The following is a 16,126-nucleotide window of genomic DNA, read 5'->3' as shown; positions in this document are numbered from 1 at the left end:
CGAGCGTGCGAGGTGGTCGACAGGACCCGACGTCAGGCTCGCGGATGCGCCTGATCGTGGACCGCGCGCAGCCGCTCCACGGAGACATGGGTGTAGATCTGCGTCGTGGCGAGCGACGCGTGCCCGAGCAGTTCCTGCACCACGCGGAGATCGGCGCCGCCCTCGAGCAGGTGGGTCGCGGCGGAGTGTCGGAGGCCGTGCGGACCCAGGTCCGGGGCACCGGGCACGGCGGACAGCACCTCGTGCACCACCGAGCGCGCCTGCCGCTGATTCAGGCGTCCGCCGCGACGCCCCAGGAGCAGGGCCGCGCCGGAGTCCGGTGTGGCCAGGGCGGGGCGGCCCACGGTCGACCACTGCACCACCGCGTCCTCCGCGGGCGCGCCGAACGGTACGACGCGTTCCTTGTCGCCCTTGCCGAGGACGCGGAGCACCCGTCTGTCGAGATCCACGTCGTCCACATCGAGACCGCACAGTTCGCCGACCCGGATTCCGGTCGCGTACAAGAGCTCTACGACGACCCTGTCGCGCAGGGCCATCGGATCCTGTTGCTCGGCACCGGATGTCGCGGCCGTCATCGCGTCCCGAGCGTCACGCTCACGCAGCACGCCCGGGAGCGTCCGACGCGACGGCGGTGCCGACAGCCGCACCGCCGGGTCCGCGGTGAGTGCTCCGACGGTGCACGACCACGCGGTGAAGGTGCGCGCCGAACTCGCTCGACGCGCGAGAGTCGAGCGGGACACTCCCGCGACCGACATCGAGGCGAGCCACGAGCGCAGGGAGCGAAGTGTGATCACGTCGTCGAGTGCCGCGGACGGATCACCGTGCGCGTCTCGACAGAAGCCGATCAGAGCACGGGCGTCGCCGACGTACGCGCGCACGGTGTGCTCGGAGCGGTTGCGTTGCAGAGCGAGATGCTCGGTGAATCTCGCGAGGAGCGCGAGATCGTCAGGATTCGCTGGCAGCGAGTTCTCGCTTCCAGGTGCGGAATCCCTCCTCGGTGCGGCCACGACGCCAGTATCCCGATATCGAGGCCCATTCCGCAGTCACGCCACGCTCTTTGCGGATGTAAGGCCGGATCTCGTGCATCACGGACTGCGCTTCACCGTGCACGAAGACATGAGGCTGACCGGGCAGCCACTCCACCGCACGGACGGCGGCGGCCAGCGGTGAGCCACCCGGATCCTGGTCGCGGTACACCCAGCGGATGTCGGCAGAGGTCGGCGCCGCGATCTCGACGCGGTCCTCCGGACTCGCTGCTTCGAGCACCACTCGCGCGACGGCTCCCTCGGGAAGCGCCGCGAGTGCTGCGGAGATGGCGGGCACGCCCGTCTCGTCGCCGGCGAGAAGGTGCCAGTCTGCGTCCGCACGAGGCGAGTACGCGCCGGCGGGACCGAAGAACGAGAGCTGGTCCCCCGCCGCGGCGCTCAGCGCCCACGGGCCGGCGACACCCTCGTCGCCGTGGACGACGAAGTCGATGGCGACTTCGCGGGCCTGCGTGTCCACCGATCGCACCGTGTAGGTGCGCAACGTCGGCTCGTCGGCGTCACCGAAGTGCAGCTTGACGTAGCTGTCGGTGAACTCGGACGGCGCGAACTCGTCGAAGTTCGCACCGCCGAGCACCACGCGCACCATGTGCGGGGTGAGCCGCTCGGTGCGGAGAACGGTCAGGGTGGTCAGTCGTCGCGCCACAGGGCACCTCCATCGGGTACGGGCCTTGCCGCCGGTGGGGCGCAAGACGTGGTTAGCCTACCCTAATTCGCCGACCGGCCCCACGACAGGTCAGTGCGCGGCGTCGTACGCGTCCTGGATCTCCTGGCTGATGCGCCCGCGGGTGCTGACCTCGAAGCCGTTCTCCTTGGCCCACGCCCGCACGTCCTGCAGATTCTGGCGGCCCTTCTTCGGCGCCGCGGCGGACCCGTTCCGGCGAGACTTCTTGCCGCCCACCTTCTCCGCGTGTTCGATCCAGAATGCGAATTGGTCGTACAACTCGTTGGCGTGCTTGCTGTTGAGATCGATCGAATAGGACACGCCTCCGACCGCGAACTCGACCGTCTCGCCCTGCCCGTCCTTGATGAGTGAACCGTCGACATCGTCGATCATTTGGACGGTGGTGCGTCGTGCCATTGTACTGCGCTCCTCGATACCGGGTGGAGAAAGAATTTCCTCCAAGATAACAGCCGAGATGGCCGACATCGTGACACCGACCCGACACCGCCCTGACAACATCCGAATCACGACATCTCGGTCGTGAATTCGACGACCTGTTGTTCGTGACCGACACGGGACGATCGGGCTCACCGCGGTCGCCGGTACTGTGACGGACGCAAACTCGACGCGGCCACTCCCGTCGACGTCGGCCACGAAGGGTTCACGGATGACCGCACAGAGTTTCTCGGAAACGCGTGCCGTGTCGTCGACGACGAGACCGTCCGGTTCGCTGACCTTCGTCGATCTCTTCAGCGGTGCGGGCGGAATGAGTTGCGGCTTCGCACGACACGGCGCCTTCGATGTCGTCGGCGCGGCGGACGCACAACTGGGTAAACCGAGCAGTGCGCGCGGATCTCTCGAATGCAATGCGTCCTACGAGGCGAATATCGGAACGGTGCCGCACGCCGTGGATCTTTCCGCTGTCACCGGGGCCGAGTTGGCGCGACTCTTCGCCCCGCGTCTGAACGGACGACCACTCGACGTACTCAGCGCGTGCCCGCCGTGCACCGGCTTCTCCCGTGCAAATCCTCGAAATCATCTCACCGACGATCCACGCAATTCGCTCGTGACCCGTGTCGCCGACTCCGTCGAGGCTCTGCGCCCGATCGTCCTCGTCATGGAAAACGCACGAGAATTGGTCGGCGGTAATTTCCGTGGTCATCTCGACGCGTTGGCTCTGCGGTTGGATCACCTCGGCTACGACGTCGATGCCTCGGTGCACATGCTCAGTACGGTCGGCTTACCGCAACGACGCGAGAGATCCCTGGTGGTCGCGGTGCGGCGCGATCACGAATTGCACACTCTTTCCGAATTGTGGGAGGGCAGGACCATCGCACCGGAGGCGATCACGGTGCGTCGCGCGATCGGCCACCTGCCCCGCGTCGAGGCCGGTGAGACGGCGTCCGGCGATCCGATGCACCTCTCGCCCAGCATCGGTCGTGAGTCGACCCGCCGCCGCCTCCACGCCCTCCCCCACGACGGCGGTTCCTGGCTCGACCTCAGGTCCGCCCCCGGCGGCGACGACCACCTGACGCCCGCGATGCAGCGCCTCGTCGCCGCCGGGCGCCTGGGGTCGCACCCCGACGTCTACGGCCGACTGTGGTGGGACCGTCCCGCGCCCACCGTCAAACGGGAGTGCGCCCACTTCGGCAACGGCCGCTACACCCATCCCGAGCAGGACCGGCTGTGCACGGTGCGAGAGTTGGCCCTGCTGAACGGTTTTCCGGACGACTACGTGTTCCGCGCGCGATCGCTGTCGAACATGTACCGCCACATCGGGGACGCGGTACCGCCGCTCGTGTCCGCTCAGCTCGCCGCGCTGTGCACCTGGATCATCAGCGGCGTCAAGCCGGACCTGCGCGACGCGATCCTGCCCGGCACCTCCCTGCGGGCAGAGGACCTGCTCCCGGCACAGCCCTCACCGGATCTTCTCGATGCGCACCCATCCCGCCTCGTCGCGGCCGGCGTGTCCCTCGATCTCGAGGACCACCAGCGCTGACCGCACCGCCGACACGGGCACGCCGGAGTCCACGGACAGTTGCTGCACCGTTCGGGCTCCCGTGGCCGGGAACGCGTCCAGCACGCGGGCGGGAGTCTGCGGCAGGCGATCGAGATCGCGGCCGAACAGGGCGTCCCGGTCGTCGTCGTCCTCGACACCCGCACCCACCGCACCCGCCTCGGCCACCACGTCCCGGGCACCCGTCACCAGACGCGCTTCGCCCTCGCGGATCATCCGGTGGCACCCCGTCGACGACGCGGACGTCACCGGCCCCGGTACCGCCATGACCGGTCGCCCCAGTGCCCGTGCCCACGACGCCGTGTTACGCGCCCCGCTGCGCCATCCCGCCTCGACCACGACCACGCCGTCACACAGTGCGGCCACCAGCCTGTTGCGGGAGAAGAAGCGGTACCGGGCGGGTGGTGTGCCCGGCGGATACTCCGACACCACCGCACCCGTCTCCGACACTCTCCGCAGCAGACGCTCGTGCCCCGCCGGGTACGCCCGGTCGACGCCGCACGCCAGCACCGCCACCGTGCAGCCGCCCACGCCCAGCGCGGCGCGATGCGCCGCACCGTCGATGCCGTACGCGCCGCCGGAGACCACCGTCCACCCGTCCACGGCCAGGTCTCCCGCGATCTCACCCGTCACGTGCTCCCCGTAGCTCGTCGCGGCGCGCGTTCCCACCACGGCCACCGCCCGCTCCGTGGACGACGCCACCGGCGCCGGACCCACCACCCACAACGCCAACGGCGCACCGCCGTCGCGAGTGGGCAGAGCCCCGTCCGGCCGCTCGAATCCGAGGAACCGCCAGGCGGGCCACTCCTCGTCCGACGGCACCACCAGTCGACCGTCCATCGCAGCCATCAGGTCGAGGCTCGCCGCGGCGGTGTCGAGATGTGCCCGCGCCGACACGCGGTCCCACACCGCCTTCGGAACGTCCCCGGTGCGCATCGTCGCCGCGGCGTCCACCACTCCGCGCGACGCGATGAGCTGCTCGACGGCGCGCGACGGACCCTGCACCACCGTCGAGACGTACGCCCACGCCAGGGTCTCCGGATTCTCCGCTCCACTCACACGCCACTCCCCTGTTCGCGAAAACTCATCGCCGACGCCACGCATTCGGGTCCCGGAGACATCCGCCCCTCGAGGTCGCCGAGCGTCCAGGCCAAGCGCAGGATGCGGTCCGCGCCCCGCGCCGTGATGCCACCGCGCCGCAGCGCCCGTTCGATCGGGATCAACGCCTCGCGTTCGAGCCGGAAGCGCTGGCGCAGTGCCGATCCGGGTACTTCGGCATTGGTCCGCCAGCCGAACTCGGACCACCGTTCCGCCGCCGCCTGCCGCGCTGCCGTCACTCTGCCGCGCACCACCTCGGTCGTCTCCCCCACGTCGTCGGTCAACATTCCGGTCGCAGCGGGCTGCATCGACAGCCGCAGGTCCACCCGGTCGAGCAGTGGTCCGGACAGCTTGCCGAGGTAGCGCCGGCGGGCGTTCGGCGCACACACGCAGTCGGCGGTCCGCGGCGAGGCGCACGGACACGGATTGGCCGCCAGCACCAGTTGGAAGCGAGCGGGATAGCGGGCGACCCCGTCGCGCCGCGCGATGCGCACCTCGCCGTCCTCCAGCGGGGTACGCAGTGCCTCCAGCACGCGCACCGACATCTCGGCGCACTCGTCCAGGAAGAGCACGCCGTGGTGCGCCCGGCTCACCGCACCCGGTCGCGCCATGCCGCTTCCGCCGCCCACCAGTGCCGCCACCGAGGTGGTGTGATGCGGCGCGATGAACGGGGCGGTGGTGATCAACGGACACTCCGCCGTGAGTGTCCCCGCGACGGAGTGCACCGCCGTCACCTCCAGGGCCTGACCCTCCGTCAGCGGCGGCAGCAGTCCGGGCAGCCGACCCGCGAGCATCGTCTTGCCGATACCGGGCGGCCCCGTGAACATCAGATGGTGTGCGCCGGCGGCCGCGACCTCGAGAGCCCAGCGTGCTTCGGACTGTCCGACCACGTCGGCGAGATCGCCGTACCGGGGCTCCGGACCCGGCCGTGTCGGCATCGGTTCCGGGAGAGTGCACCGGTGCGAGAGCCACTCGATCACCTGCCGCAGATGCGCGGCCCCGAGGACCTCGATCCCGCCCACCAGGCCCGCCTCGACGAGGCTGTCCTGCGGCACCACCACGCGAGTCCATCCCGCTCCGCGTGCGGCGAGCACGGCGGGAAGGACCCCGCGCACGCTCCGCACCCGCCCGTCGAGTGCCAGCTCCCCCACCAGCACCGTCGAGGCCAACAGACCCGGCGGCACCACCTTGGCGGCGCCGAGCACCGCGCACGCCAGTGCCAGGTCGTACACGGATCCCACTTTCGGGAGTGTGGCCGGCGACAGCGCGAGCACCACCTTGGACGCGGGCCAGCTCTGGCCGGAGTTGTTCACCGCGGCCCGCACTCGGTCCCGTGACTCCTGCAGCGCCGCATCGGGGAGTCCGACCACGTGCACGCCCGGCAGGCCCCGCCCCACGTCGGCCTCGATCTCTACCAGGATGCCGTCGATGCCAGTGACGGCGACCGAGAACGTCCGTCCCAGCGCCATCAGAACGCCGCCCTCAGATGCGAGAGCAGAGGCCCCCGGCCGTCGGCGATCACGACCTCCACGACGTCGAACCGCACCGGCACCCACGGACCGGACCGCTCGGCGAGCCACAGCCCGGCCAGCCGGTGGATGCGCTGCGCCTTCGCCGGCGTGACCGCCTCGGCCGGAGTGCCGTACCCGTCGCCGGAGCGGGTCTTCACCTCGACGAACACGACGGTGTCGCCGTCCACGCCGATGATGTCGACCTCGCCGTGCCGGCACCGCCAGTTGCGGTCGAGAATCCGCAGACCCACCGTCGTCAGATACGACGCGGCAGCTTCCTCGCCCGCTCTGCCCATTTCCGCGTTCGTCGCCATGGCTCCCCTCGCCGACCCGGTGCCCGGTGGTGGGCACACCCGGTGTCGGAGCACGACTGTGCAGGCACGCGGCGACCGTGCCGCGGCGCCGACCTGCGGCCGCAGAAAACCCGGGGACGACGCTCGACCCGGGGATGACGGACCACCGAAACCCCCTGTTGCGCGGCGCTCGGCCGTGGGGTTTGCGATGATCGGGTCATGAACACTGCACGCGACTCGTCGGCGAGCGGGACGCCGTCCGGCAGTGAGTTCCTTCTCCGCCGCGTGCCGGACGATCGGCGGCCCGCTCACCCCTATGCACTGCTGTGGACGTCGAACGATGCGCTGGGTCGGGAATCGACCAGGGAGGTGGGGTGCGGCGACTACTCGTGGGCGCTACGGACGGCACGCATCCTGTCCATTCCGCGCGCGTCGATCGAGCACGACCAGCGCAGAGGCGTGGACGACGGCTACGAGGGGTGGCACCTCAACGCGCGCATCCTGGGAACGGATCAGCGCTGATTCACTCGGGAAGTCCCCGTCACTCGGGAAGTCCCCGTCACTCAGGAAGTCGCAGATCCGGCTTGTCGAGTTCCTCAATGTTGACGTCCTTGAACGTGATCACCCGGACGTGCTTGACGAAGCGCGCGGGTCGGTACATGTCCCACACCCACGCATCGGACATCCGCACCTCGAAGTAGATCTCGCCGTCCGCGTTCCGCGGGATCATCTCCACCGAGTTCGCGAGATAGAAGCGACGCTCGGTCTCCACCACGTAGGTGAACTGGCCGACGATGTCGCGGTACTCCCGGTACAGCGACAGTTCCATCTCGGTTTCGTACTTCTCGAGATCCTCGGCACTCATGCCGCCATCATCGCGCATCGGCGCCCTCGTGTTCCCATCGACCCCGCTCCTGCGGCGACACCGTCGGTGCGGCGCCGGCATCCTCGAGGCAGGCGACGTTCGACCACGAGCGACGGTGCTCCCGGCTCGCCCCGAGACGGGCGAGGGCGTCCGTGTGCAGCGTCGTGTTGTAGCCCTTGTGTGCGGAGAAGTCGTAGCCGGGAATGTCTCCGTCGAGTGAGCGCATGATGCGGTCGCGATGCACCTTGGCGAGCACGCTCGCGGCGGCGATACAGGCCGCGGTGGCGTCACCACCGATCACCGGGAGTGACGGCGCGGGAAGCCCGGGCACCCGAAAACCGTCGGTCAGGACGTACCCGGGGTCGACCGACAGTCCGGCGACCGCGCGGCGCATGCCCTCGATGTTGGCGACGTGGATACCGATGCGGTCGATCTCGGCCGCGGGGACGGTGACGATCGAGTATGCCGTCGCCCAGCGGATCACCTTCGGAAACAACGACTCCCGCGTCTTCTCGCTCAACTTCTTCGAGTCGTCCAGAAGGTCCAGCGCGGCGCGGGCGCGATCGCCCAGGATGCACGCGGCGATGACCAGTGGGCCCGCACAGGCGCCACGACCCGCTTCGTCCACGCCCGCCACGGGCCCGAGACCCGACCGGAGAAGTGCCGACTCCATGGTGCGCATACCACCCGCACGCCGGATGACGGTGCGCGGCGGCCACGACGTCCGGGAGAGCCGCGTGGTCGACTTCATGGGCCCCGAACTCACTGCCCCTGGATGTCCGGATCGTCGATGAGACCCCAGCGACCGGGCGGCAGCACGATGGCCTGCGCCTTGCCGATCACGTTGTCCAGCGGGATGGTTCCCTGCAGTTCGTCGGCGACGTGGAAGCGCGAGTCGGCGGAGTTGCTGCGGTTGTCACCCATGACCCACACGTTGCCCTCGGGCACGGTGACGGGCCCGAAGCACCGCCCGGAACGGATCGGGGTGTCGCACGTGAGCGTGCCGGGCACGAAGTCGAAGTCCATGGTGATGTACGGCTCGTCGAGCGGCTTGCCGTCGACGAGAACGCGCCCCTGCTCGTCGCAGCACTCGACGGTCTGACCGCCGGTGGCGATGACGCGCTTGACCAGATCGTTCTCGTCCGGTGCGACCAGGCCGACGAGGGATCCGAGTTCCTGAGCGCCGCGGACGACGACGTTGGACGACCGCGTGGAGACGTAGTCGCCGTCCCAGGACGGCGGTCCGCGGAACACGACGACGTCACCGGCCGTCGGATCGCCGAAGCGGTACCCGATCTTCTCCACGACGATGCGGTCACCGGTGCAACCAGTGCAGCCGTGCAAGGTCGGCTCCATCGATTCCGAGGGGATCAGGTACACCCTCGCGACGAAGGTCTGCAAGAGGAAGCTGAGCACCAGGGCGACCAGGATGAGAATCGGGAGCTCACGCCAGAAGGACCGTGGCTTCTTGGTTCGCCGCGCCTCGTCGTTGTCGTCGCCCGCGCGCTCGTCCGTCACGGGTCAAGATTAGCGGCAGCGCCGCGGTGCAGAACGGCCGGGACGCAGAACGGCCCGACACCGGGGAACGAGTCCCCTGTGTCCGGCCGTCCAGCGAGTGGAACGCCGAAGATCAGCGCTTCTCCTTGATCTTGGCTGCCTTGCCGCGCAGCTCGCGCAGGTAGTACAGCTTCGCGCGACGCACGTCACCGCGGGTCAGCACGTCGATCTGGGCGATGTTCGGGGTGTGGACGGGGAAGGTGCGCTCCACGCCGACGCCGAAGGACACCTTGCGGACCGTGAAGGTCTCGCGGATGCCGCCACCCTGACGCCGAATGACGACGCCCTTGAAGATCTGCACGCGCTCCTTGGAGCCCTCGATGACCTTCACGTGCACGTTCAGTGTGTCGCCCGGGCGGAACTCGGGAATGTCGCTGCGCAGCGACTGCTTGTCCAGGAAATCCAGGGTGTTCATGGTTCATCCTTGCTGTGACGAGATCTCGAGCAGAGGACCCGAGCGGCTGCCGTCGGCGGATGCCGTCGACGCTCGACTGGTTCGTACTCCGAATAGGTGTCCACCGGATGCCGGGCATGCGAGTAGCACGCCCGGTGTCAGGCAACCCCACGATTGTGCCAGAGAACCGGTGCCCGACGAAATCGGCCGGATCAGCCCGCGCCGACCGATTCGCGATCGGGGCGCGACTCCCCCGGCGCCGGCGCCGGAACGACGATGCGATCGAGTTCGTCCTCGGCAGCGGCGCGCACGTGCGCGACGTCGGGCGTGCCCGCGATGGCGTCCTGCATCCAGATCTTCGCGCGGACGACGGGACGGCGCAGGTTGCGCTCGCGCCGCAGGGCCTTCTCCATCCGCCGCGGGCGTCGGGTGTAGCGCCAGCGCGCCCAGGGTGACCCCGGCCGGCCGATCCGGATCGCGCCGATCACGAGCAGCGGCAGGAAGAACAGGCCGGCGAGCCCGGTCCAGATCTTGCCCTTCGCGAGGACGATCGCGGCGAGGAGGAGGTTGAGCGCGGCCAGGACGACGATGATGCTCCGCACCGCGACGCTGGGATCGTCACGGAAGCCGGCCACGTCGAAGAACTCGAGCGGTTTGAGACCGAACAGCAGCATGACGGTGGCGGCCACGGCGACGAAGACCGCGTCGACGGAGGTGCGGCCCTGCTCGGCCCAGTACACGTCCTCCAGATAGAAGATGAGCGCGAACTCGTCGAGTACCAGTGCCGCACCGATACCGAAGAACGCCGCGAGCGCCGCGCCCGTGGTCTGGGTGCCGTCGACGTACACGGTGATCATCGCGATACCCGAGACCAGCATGGCGACCACACCGAACACGACGTGATGCACGTGGTGTCCGCCCGGCGTGACGTTGCCCGGCCACCAGGACACCTGCGCGCGGATCATGCGGACGCTGAACCGGATGAAGACGAACCCGGCGATGAACCCGACGAGGAAGAACAGCAGCGGGATGCGCCCCTCGTCGGAGACGTGGTGCATCCACCGCTCCATCGCAGCGCCTTCCTGCCGTGCCTGTCCTGTGACGAGGAAGTCTATCCGCGCCGCCGCGACACCCTCTACTTTCCGAAGCCCGCCTTCCGCAGGGCATCGGCCATCGATCCCGTTGCCGCGGCCGGTGCCGAGGACTGCGCTCCCTTGCGTGGTCCGGCTCCGGTCTTCTGCCTGTTCCGCGCGCCCTGGCCTCCCGACCCGCCGCGTGGAGCCGATGCCGCTGCCGTACCGCCGATCTCGTCGGTCAGTCGCAGGGACAGGCCGATCCGTTGGCGCGGCAGGTCGACCTCCATGACCTTCACGCGCACGACCTGTCCGGACTTGACGACGTCGTGCGGGTCCGAGACGAAGCGGTCGGACATCGCCGAGACGTGGACGAGTCCGTCCTGGTGCACGCCCACGTCGACGAAGGCGCCGAAGGCCGCCACGTTGGTCACCACTCCCTCGAGCACCATGCCCGGTCGGAGGTCGGCGACCTTCTCGACACCGGCCGCGAAGGTGGCGGTGGCGAACTCCGGACGCGGATCGCGGCCGGGCTTCTCGAGCTCGGACAGGATGTCGGTGACGGTCGGGAGTCCGAACCGGTCGTCGACGAAGTCCTGCGGGCGCAGGGACCGCAGCACCCGCTCGTTGCCGATCACCTCACGGACTCCCATGCCGGCCCTGTCGACGATGCGGCGCACCACGGGATACGCCTCGGGGTGCACGCTCGACCGGTCGAGGGGGTCGTCGCCGTCGGTGATGCGGAGGAACCCGGCGCACTGCTCGAAAGCCTTGGGCCCGAGCCGCGGAACCTTCTGCAGCGCGGATCGGGATCGGAAGGGGCCGTTCTCGTCGCGGTGCGCGACGATCGACTCGGCGAGAGTGGTGGCCACGCCGGAGACGCGCGCGAGCAGAGGCACACTGGCGGTGTTGACGTCGACGCCGACCGCGTTCACCGCGTCCTCGACGACGGCGCCCAGGGAACGCGCCAACATGGATTCCGAGACGTCGTGCTGGTACTGCCCCACGCCGATCGACTTCGGGTCGATCTTCACCAGTTCCGCGAGGGGATCCTGCAGACGACGGGCGATGGAGACCGCGCCGCGGATCGAGACGTCGAGATCGGGCAGTTCGCGCGACCCGTAGGCGGACGCGGAGTACACGGAGGCGCCGGCCTCGGAGACCATCGCCTTGGTCAGGTTCGCGTCCGGGTACTTCGCGATGAGTTCCGCCGCCAGCGCGTCGGTCTCACGCGACGCGGTGCCATTGCCGATGGCCAGCAGATCGACACGGTGCTTCGCCGCCAGTGCGGCCAGCGTCGCGAGCGCCTCGTTCCACTTGCCCTGGGGCTTGTGCGGATAGATGGTGTCGTACGCGAGGACCTTGCCGGTGGGGTCCACGATCGCGACCTTGGTTCCCGTGCGGAACCCGGGGTCGAGGCCCATGGTGGTGCGACTGCCGGCGGGCGCAGCCAACAGCAGGTCCTTGAGGTTGGAGGCGAAGACGTCGACCGCGCGCTCCTCCGCGGACTGCCGCAGGCGCATGCGGGTGTCGATGCCCAGGCTGACCAGAAGCTTGGTCCGCCACGCCCATCGCACCGTGTCCAGGAGCCACCGATCGGCCGCACGGCCGTGGTCGCCGATACCGAAGCGCGCCGCGATGCGGGTCTCGTACACCGACGCGGTACCGGGTGCGGGTTCGTCGGTGTTCGGCTCCGGATCCATCGTGAGGGAGAGCACCTCCTCCTTCTCCCCGCGCAGGACTGCCAGTACTCGATGGGACGGAACGGAGGTGAAGGACTCGGAAAACGCGAAGTAGTCGGAGAACTTCGCACCGTCCGTCTCCTTGCCCGGTCGCACCGCGCTGGTCAACCGGCCACGGGTCCACATCAGCTCGCGCAGCGACCCGACGAGGTCGGCGTCCTCGGCGAAGTGCTCGACGAGGATCGCGCGCGCACCGGCGAGCTGCTCCTCGTCGAAGGACGTCGGATCGGTGGTCGGATCGGACAGCAGGGCGTCCGCCACGGGCTGGTGGCCGGCCTCGCGCGCGATCTGCGCCTTGGTGCGGCGCTTCGGTTTGAACGGGAGGTAGATGTCCTCGAGGCGCGCCTTGGTGTCCGCGAGCACGATCGAGTCCTCGAGCGCGTCGTCGAGCTTGCCCTGCGAGCGGATGGACTCGAGAATCGCGGCGCGGCGCTCGTCGAGCTCGCGCAGGTATCGCAGTCGCTCGTCGATCGTGCGCAGCTGGGTGTCGTCGAGCGTGCCCGTGACCTCCTTGCGGTAGCGCGCGATGAACGGCACCGTCGCACCCCCGTCGAGCAGGTCCACGGCGGCGCGTACGCGCTCCTCCGCGACGTCGAGCTCCTCGGCGATCCGGCGATTGACAGATTTCACAGCGGTCGTCACGGCGATGGACCCTACCGCGCCGGTACCGTGGAGTGACGGTGCCGCCCCGGGTTCCGAGCGCCGACGCGCCCGGTACGTCCACTCTCGAATGTGGGGGCACTCGATGACAGAACGGTAGTCACGTGACAACTCTCTCGGCGCGCCTGCGACGAGCCTCCACCATGATGGCGGCGGTGGCGCTCGCCACCACGATGGCGGCGGCCTGCGCGCAGCCGGCCGAGCCGGCGGCGACGACGATCCCGGTCGCACCGGAGTTCCCCGAACCCGAGATGCCGATGGCACCGGACCTCACCGGCCGCCTGCAGCAGGCACTCGACGGCGCGGCCGCTCGCGGCGCCACGCTCTCCATCGGCTTCCTCGATCGGGAGACCGGGACGTACATGGGTTCCGGTGACAACGATCCGATCGAGACGGCGTCGGTGGTCAAGTTGTTCATCGCCGACGATCTGCTCTACCGCTCGTCGCGCGGCGAGTTCGCCCTCGACGAGGAGTCCCGTGCCCTCATCGCGCCGATGCTCTCGTCGTCGGACGACAGTGCGGCACAGGTCCTGTGGGACGCCGCCGGTGGATCCGACGTCGTGGCACGCGTCGCCGGCCGCTACGGCCTGCCCGCCACAGCCGCGTCGGCGGACGGGATCTGGTGGAACACCCGGACCACCGCGGCAGACCTGGTGCGGTACTACGACGCCGTCCTCGACGGCACCGGCGGACTGAACCCGGCGGACCGGGCGACCGTCGTCGGAGACCTCGAGGCGTTCACCCCCGAGGGGGCAGACGGCTATCCCCAGACCTTCGGCATCCCGCGGGCACTCCCGGGCGAGACGGTCCGCGGGGTCAAGCAAGGCTGGATGTGCTGCGTCGACGGTCGGTGGATCCACCTGAGCACGGGGTTCGTCGGCGACGGAGAACGCTACGTGGTGGCGGTGCTCTCGCGGGAGGATCCCTGGTACGGCGCGGACGGCGGCAGCGCGGAGACGACGGCGGACACCGCGGTGACGGACGACGACGGCGCCAAGCACGCGCGCGTCACCGTCACCGGCGCGCTGAAGATTCTGTTCCCCACCGGGGTCGTCGCCTGAGAGATCGCGTCAGGGCAGGAGGTCGGGCCGGCGCTGAGCGGTACGCTCGAGCGACTGTTCCCGCCGCCACTGTTCGATGCGGGAGTGGTTGCCGGACAACAGGACCGGCGGCACGTCCAGGCCGCGCCACGTGGCCGGTCGGGTGTAGCCAGGCCCCTCGAGGAGACCGTCGGAGAACGAGTCCTGTTGGTGCGAGAGCTGATTGCCCAGGACGCCGGGCAGCAGCCGCGTCACGGCCTCGGTCATCACCAGCACCGCGGCCTCGCCGCCGATGAGCACGTAGTCCCCGATGCTGACCTCCTCGACGCGCACCCGGGTCGCCGCGTCGTCGAAGACTCGCTGATCGATGCCCTCGTAGCGGCCGCATGCGAACACCAGATGATCCTCGCGCGACCATCTCTCGGCGGTGCGCTGGGTGAAGGGCACTCCGGCGGGCGTGGGCACCACCAGGATCGGGTCGGAGTCGCGCATGACGTCGTCCAACGCGTCTCCCCACACCGTCGGCTTCATGACCATGCCGGGGCCGCCGCCGTAGGGCGAGTCGTCGACCGCCTTGTGCACGTCGTGTGTCCAGTCCCGGAGGTCGTGGACACCGAGGGTCACCAGACCGTTCTGCACGGCCTTGCCCAGCAGCGCGGTACGCATGGGCTCGAGGTACTCGGGGAAGATCGTCACCACGTCGATACGCATGGTCACTCGCCGTCCAGAAGCCCTTCGGGCGGGTCGATCTCGACGGTCCGCGTCTCGCGGGAGACCGACACCACGATCGCGGACACGAACGGTACGAGCAGTTCGCGGCCGACGTTCTCGTCGGCCGGCGTGATCGACAGCAACTCCCCCGCAGCGGAGTGCAGCACCTCGCTGACCGTGCCGATCACCGTGCCCGCCGACTCGTGATCCGGAGCGAACTGCACCGTCATGCCCTCGAGCTCGTGGTCGTAGAACTCGTCCGGATCGTCGGACGGGGGTAGATCCGCGGTGTCGACGACGAACAGGGTGCCGCGCATCGCGTCGGCGGTACTGCGATCGTCGATTCCCTTCAGACGCAGCAGAAGCCGCCCGGAATGCTCCCGGGCGGCTTCCACCGTGTAGTCGGTCGTGCTGTCGTCGCGACGCGCACGGCCGTGCAGAACGGATCCCGGAGCGAACCGCTCGTCAGGATCGTCCGTGCGGACCTCCACGACGACCTCGCCCTTGATGCCGTGCGACTTGGCCACGCGGCCCACGACGAGATCCACGTCGGTGATCAGCGATCGGTGTCGACGACGTCGACACGGATCCCACGGCCGCCGATACCCGAGACGAGGGTACGGAGCGCGGTGGCGGTACGACCGCCACGGCCGATGACCTTGCCCAGATCGTCGGGGTGCACATGCACCTCGACGGTCCGGCCACGGCGACCGGTGATCATCTCGACACGAACGTCGTCCGGATTGGACACGATGCCGCGAACCAGATGCTCGACGGCGTCGGCGACCATGGTGCTCACAGGTGGGTCCTACTTCTCGGTGGACTCGGCTGTGGCGTCCGCGGTCTCGTCTGCCGGTGCGCTCTCGGCGTCGTCGGCCTTGGCGGCCTTCTTCTTCTTCGGCGTGGTGGCCTCGGCGACGGGCTCGTTGTCGGCGGCAGCGAGCGCAGCGTTGAACAGGTCCAGCTTGGACGGCTTCGGCTCCTTGACGCGGAGCGTGCCCTCGGCGCCCGGCAGGCCCTTGAACTTCTGCCAGTCACCGGTGATCTTGAGGAGTGCCTCGACGGGCTCGGTGGGCTGTGCGCCCACGCTCAGCCAGTGCTGCACGCGATCGGAATCGATCTCGATCAGCGACGGCTCTTCCTTCGGGTGGTACTTGCCGACGGTCTCGATGGCACGGCCACCGCGACGGGTACGCGCGTCGGCGATGACGACGCGGTACTGCGGGTTGCGGATCTTGCCGAGACGGGTGAGCTTGATCTTGACTGCCATGTGAAACGAAGCCTCTTTCGATGTGGTCGCAGGACGCGACCGCTGGTCACGGCGCAATTCAGCGATGCGCACGGCATGCGCACCCGGTTTTGCGGTGGATGGGTGTTGTGACCGCCGCTCGGTACGGAACCGGAGACGGGCGAACAGCGACTTATTCTGCCAGACGCTGCCCGCCCCTCATAATCCTC

The 16,126-nt window shown here is 69.2% G+C and carries 19 protein-coding genes; 3 read left to right on the top strand and 16 right to left on the bottom strand.

The window, feature by feature from the left end; all coding sequences use genetic code 11:
• Window positions 1-32: 32 nt before the first annotated feature.
• The 3 genes from BR07_RS0108260 to BR07_RS0108250 form a co-directional block, all read right to left on the bottom strand.
• Window positions 33-962 carry a tyrosine recombinase XerC gene (locus BR07_RS0108260; protein WP_027505033.1) on the bottom strand — a complete coding sequence of 310 codons (930 nt, stop codon included), beginning with the start codon at window positions 960-962 and terminating at the stop codon, window positions 33-35.
• Window positions 946-1,689, bottom strand: a complete 744-nt coding sequence (locus BR07_RS0108255; protein ID WP_027505032.1) for a siderophore-interacting protein — start codon at window positions 1,687-1,689, stop codon at window positions 946-948. Before BR07_RS0108255 ends, BR07_RS0108260 begins: the two co-directional genes overlap by 17 nt.
• A 90-nt stretch (window positions 1,690-1,779) precedes the next feature.
• Complete coding sequence (locus BR07_RS0108250; RefSeq protein ID WP_027505031.1) at window positions 1,780-2,124, bottom strand: histone-like nucleoid-structuring protein Lsr2; 345 nt, start codon at window positions 2,122-2,124, stop codon at window positions 1,780-1,782.
• A 250-nt stretch (window positions 2,125-2,374) separates the two neighbouring features.
• On the opposite strand from BR07_RS0108250, the gene BR07_RS23850 reads away from it, so the two are divergent.
• Window positions 2,375-3,706 (top strand): DNA cytosine methyltransferase, encoded by a 1,332-nt coding sequence (locus tag BR07_RS23850; protein WP_081821169.1) that lies wholly within the window; start codon window positions 2,375-2,377, stop codon window positions 3,704-3,706.
• Here BR07_RS23850 and dprA read toward each other — a convergent pair.
• Genes dprA through BR07_RS0108230 form a run of 3 tightly spaced genes read right to left on the bottom strand, consistent with a single transcriptional unit; the run spans window position 3,626 to window position 6,647 of the window.
• Window positions 3,626-4,828, bottom strand: coding sequence for a DNA-processing protein DprA (dprA, locus tag BR07_RS0108240; RefSeq protein WP_051613247.1), 1,203 nt, complete (start codon window positions 4,826-4,828; stop codon window positions 3,626-3,628). The two genes, BR07_RS23850 and dprA, sit on opposite strands and share 81 nt — an antisense overlap.
• The gene (locus BR07_RS0108235; RefSeq protein ID WP_027505029.1) at window positions 4,780-6,291 is read right to left on the bottom strand and encodes a YifB family Mg chelatase-like AAA ATPase; all 1,512 of its coding nucleotides are present in this window, start codon (window positions 6,289-6,291) and stop codon (window positions 4,780-4,782) included. The genes dprA and BR07_RS0108235 overlap by 49 nt, the downstream gene beginning before the upstream one ends.
• A complete protein-coding gene (locus BR07_RS0108230; RefSeq protein ID WP_027505028.1) occupies window positions 6,291-6,647 on the bottom strand; it encodes a YraN family protein in 357 nt (118 codons plus the stop codon). Before BR07_RS0108230 ends, BR07_RS0108235 begins: the two co-directional genes overlap by 1 nt.
• 198 nt (window positions 6,648-6,845) lie before the next feature.
• Here BR07_RS0108230 and BR07_RS0108225 point away from each other — a divergent pair, with 198 nt between their 5' ends.
• Window positions 6,846-7,148: a hypothetical protein gene (locus BR07_RS0108225; RefSeq protein WP_027505027.1), complete on the top strand. Its 303-nt coding sequence runs from the start codon at window positions 6,846-6,848 to the stop codon at window positions 7,146-7,148.
• A gap of 37 nt (window positions 7,149-7,185) precedes the next feature.
• On the opposite strand, the gene BR07_RS0108220 is transcribed toward BR07_RS0108225, so the two are convergent.
• The 6 genes from BR07_RS0108220 to BR07_RS0108195 all read right to left on the bottom strand — a co-directional run bounded on the left by BR07_RS0108220 (window position 7,186) and on the right by BR07_RS0108195 (window position 12,899).
• Window positions 7,186-7,491: a DUF2469 domain-containing protein gene (locus tag BR07_RS0108220; protein ID WP_027505026.1), complete on the bottom strand. Its 306-nt coding sequence runs from the start codon at window positions 7,489-7,491 to the stop codon at window positions 7,186-7,188.
• 7 nt (window positions 7,492-7,498) lie between these two features.
• The gene (locus BR07_RS23845; RefSeq protein ID WP_051613189.1) at window positions 7,499-8,242 is read right to left on the bottom strand and encodes a ribonuclease HII; all 744 of its coding nucleotides are present in this window, start codon (window positions 8,240-8,242) and stop codon (window positions 7,499-7,501) included.
• Window positions 8,243-8,253: 11 nt separating this feature from the next.
• Window positions 8,254-9,009, bottom strand: a complete 756-nt coding sequence (gene lepB / locus BR07_RS0108210; RefSeq protein WP_027505025.1) for a signal peptidase I — start codon at window positions 9,007-9,009, stop codon at window positions 8,254-8,256.
• A gap of 112 nt (window positions 9,010-9,121) precedes the next feature.
• Window positions 9,122-9,463 carry a 50S ribosomal protein L19 gene (gene rplS, locus BR07_RS0108205; RefSeq protein WP_027505024.1) on the bottom strand — a complete coding sequence of 114 codons (342 nt, stop codon included), beginning with the start codon at window positions 9,461-9,463 and terminating at the stop codon, window positions 9,122-9,124.
• A 191-nt stretch (window positions 9,464-9,654) separates the two neighbouring features.
• Complete coding sequence (locus BR07_RS23840; protein ID WP_037185285.1) at window positions 9,655-10,512, bottom strand: hypothetical protein; 858 nt, start codon at window positions 10,510-10,512, stop codon at window positions 9,655-9,657.
• A 65-nt stretch (window positions 10,513-10,577) separates the two neighbouring features.
• A complete protein-coding gene (locus tag BR07_RS0108195; protein WP_027505023.1) occupies window positions 10,578-12,899 on the bottom strand; it encodes a Tex family protein in 2,322 nt (773 codons plus the stop codon).
• Between the two features lie 122 nt (window positions 12,900-13,021).
• On the opposite strand from BR07_RS0108195, the gene BR07_RS0108190 reads away from it, so the two are divergent.
• Window positions 13,022-13,978, top strand: a complete 957-nt coding sequence (locus BR07_RS0108190) for a serine hydrolase (RefSeq protein ID WP_231476263.1) — start codon at window positions 13,022-13,024, stop codon at window positions 13,976-13,978.
• Window positions 13,979-13,987: 9 nt separating this feature from the next.
• Here the strand turns inward: BR07_RS0108190 and trmD are convergent, their stop codons facing one another.
• The 4 genes from trmD to rpsP are packed head-to-tail and all read right to left on the bottom strand — an operon-like array spanning window position 13,988 to window position 15,938.
• The gene (gene trmD, locus BR07_RS0108185) at window positions 13,988-14,668 is read right to left on the bottom strand and encodes a tRNA (guanosine(37)-N1)-methyltransferase TrmD (protein WP_027505021.1); all 681 of its coding nucleotides are present in this window, start codon (window positions 14,666-14,668) and stop codon (window positions 13,988-13,990) included.
• 2 nt (window positions 14,669-14,670) lie between these two features.
• A complete protein-coding gene (rimM, locus tag BR07_RS0108180; RefSeq protein ID WP_027505020.1) occupies window positions 14,671-15,216 on the bottom strand; it encodes a ribosome maturation factor RimM in 546 nt (181 codons plus the stop codon).
• Window positions 15,217-15,224: 8 nt separating this feature from the next.
• The gene (locus BR07_RS0108175; protein ID WP_027505019.1) at window positions 15,225-15,467 is read right to left on the bottom strand and encodes an RNA-binding protein; all 243 of its coding nucleotides are present in this window, start codon (window positions 15,465-15,467) and stop codon (window positions 15,225-15,227) included.
• Window positions 15,468-15,476: 9 nt separating this feature from the next.
• On the bottom strand, window positions 15,477-15,938 hold the full coding sequence (gene rpsP / locus BR07_RS0108170) for a 30S ribosomal protein S16 (RefSeq protein WP_027505018.1): 462 nt from the start codon (window positions 15,936-15,938) through the stop codon (window positions 15,477-15,479).
• Between the last annotated feature and the right edge of the window lie 188 nt (window positions 15,939-16,126).

Origin of the sequence: Rhodococcus sp. UNC23MFCrub1.1, assembly GCF_000686025.1 — a bacterium.
GTDB lineage: Bacteria > Actinomycetota > Actinomycetes > Mycobacteriales > Mycobacteriaceae > Rhodococcoides.
The sequence above is the reverse complement of the archived record's forward strand: the minus strand, read 5'-3'. Positions and strand labels throughout refer to the sequence as shown.

Excerpts from the sequence above, each read along its gene's own strand:
- BR07_RS0108250 (WP_027505031.1), bottom strand. The coding sequence starts at position 2,124 with ATGGCACGACGCACCACCGTCCAAATGATCGACGATGTCGACGGTTCA.
- BR07_RS23850 (WP_081821169.1), top strand. The coding sequence starts at position 2,375 with ATGACCGCACAGAGTTTCTCGGAAACGCGTGCCGTGTCGTCGACGACG.
- dprA (WP_051613247.1), bottom strand. The coding sequence starts at position 4,828 with ATGCGTGGCGTCGGCGATGAGTTTTCGCGAACAGGGGAGTGGCGTGTG.
- BR07_RS0108235 (WP_027505029.1), bottom strand. The coding sequence starts at position 6,291 with ATGGCGCTGGGACGGACGTTCTCGGTCGCCGTCACTGGCATCGACGGC.
- BR07_RS0108230 (WP_027505028.1), bottom strand. The coding sequence starts at position 6,647 with ATGGCGACGAACGCGGAAATGGGCAGAGCGGGCGAGGAAGCTGCCGCG.
- BR07_RS0108225 (WP_027505027.1), top strand. The coding sequence starts at position 6,846 with ATGAACACTGCACGCGACTCGTCGGCGAGCGGGACGCCGTCCGGCAGT.
- BR07_RS0108220 (WP_027505026.1), bottom strand. The coding sequence starts at position 7,491 with ATGAGTGCCGAGGATCTCGAGAAGTACGAAACCGAGATGGAACTGTCG.
- BR07_RS23845 (WP_051613189.1), bottom strand. The coding sequence starts at position 8,242 with ATGAAGTCGACCACGCGGCTCTCCCGGACGTCGTGGCCGCCGCGCACC.
- rplS (WP_027505024.1), bottom strand. The coding sequence starts at position 9,463 with ATGAACACCCTGGATTTCCTGGACAAGCAGTCGCTGCGCAGCGACATT.
- BR07_RS23840 (WP_037185285.1), bottom strand. The coding sequence starts at position 10,512 with ATGGAGCGGTGGATGCACCACGTCTCCGACGAGGGGCGCATCCCGCTG.
- trmD (WP_027505021.1), bottom strand. The coding sequence starts at position 14,668 with ATGCGTATCGACGTGGTGACGATCTTCCCCGAGTACCTCGAGCCCATG.
- rpsP (WP_027505018.1), bottom strand. The coding sequence starts at position 15,938 with ATGGCAGTCAAGATCAAGCTCACCCGTCTCGGCAAGATCCGCAACCCG.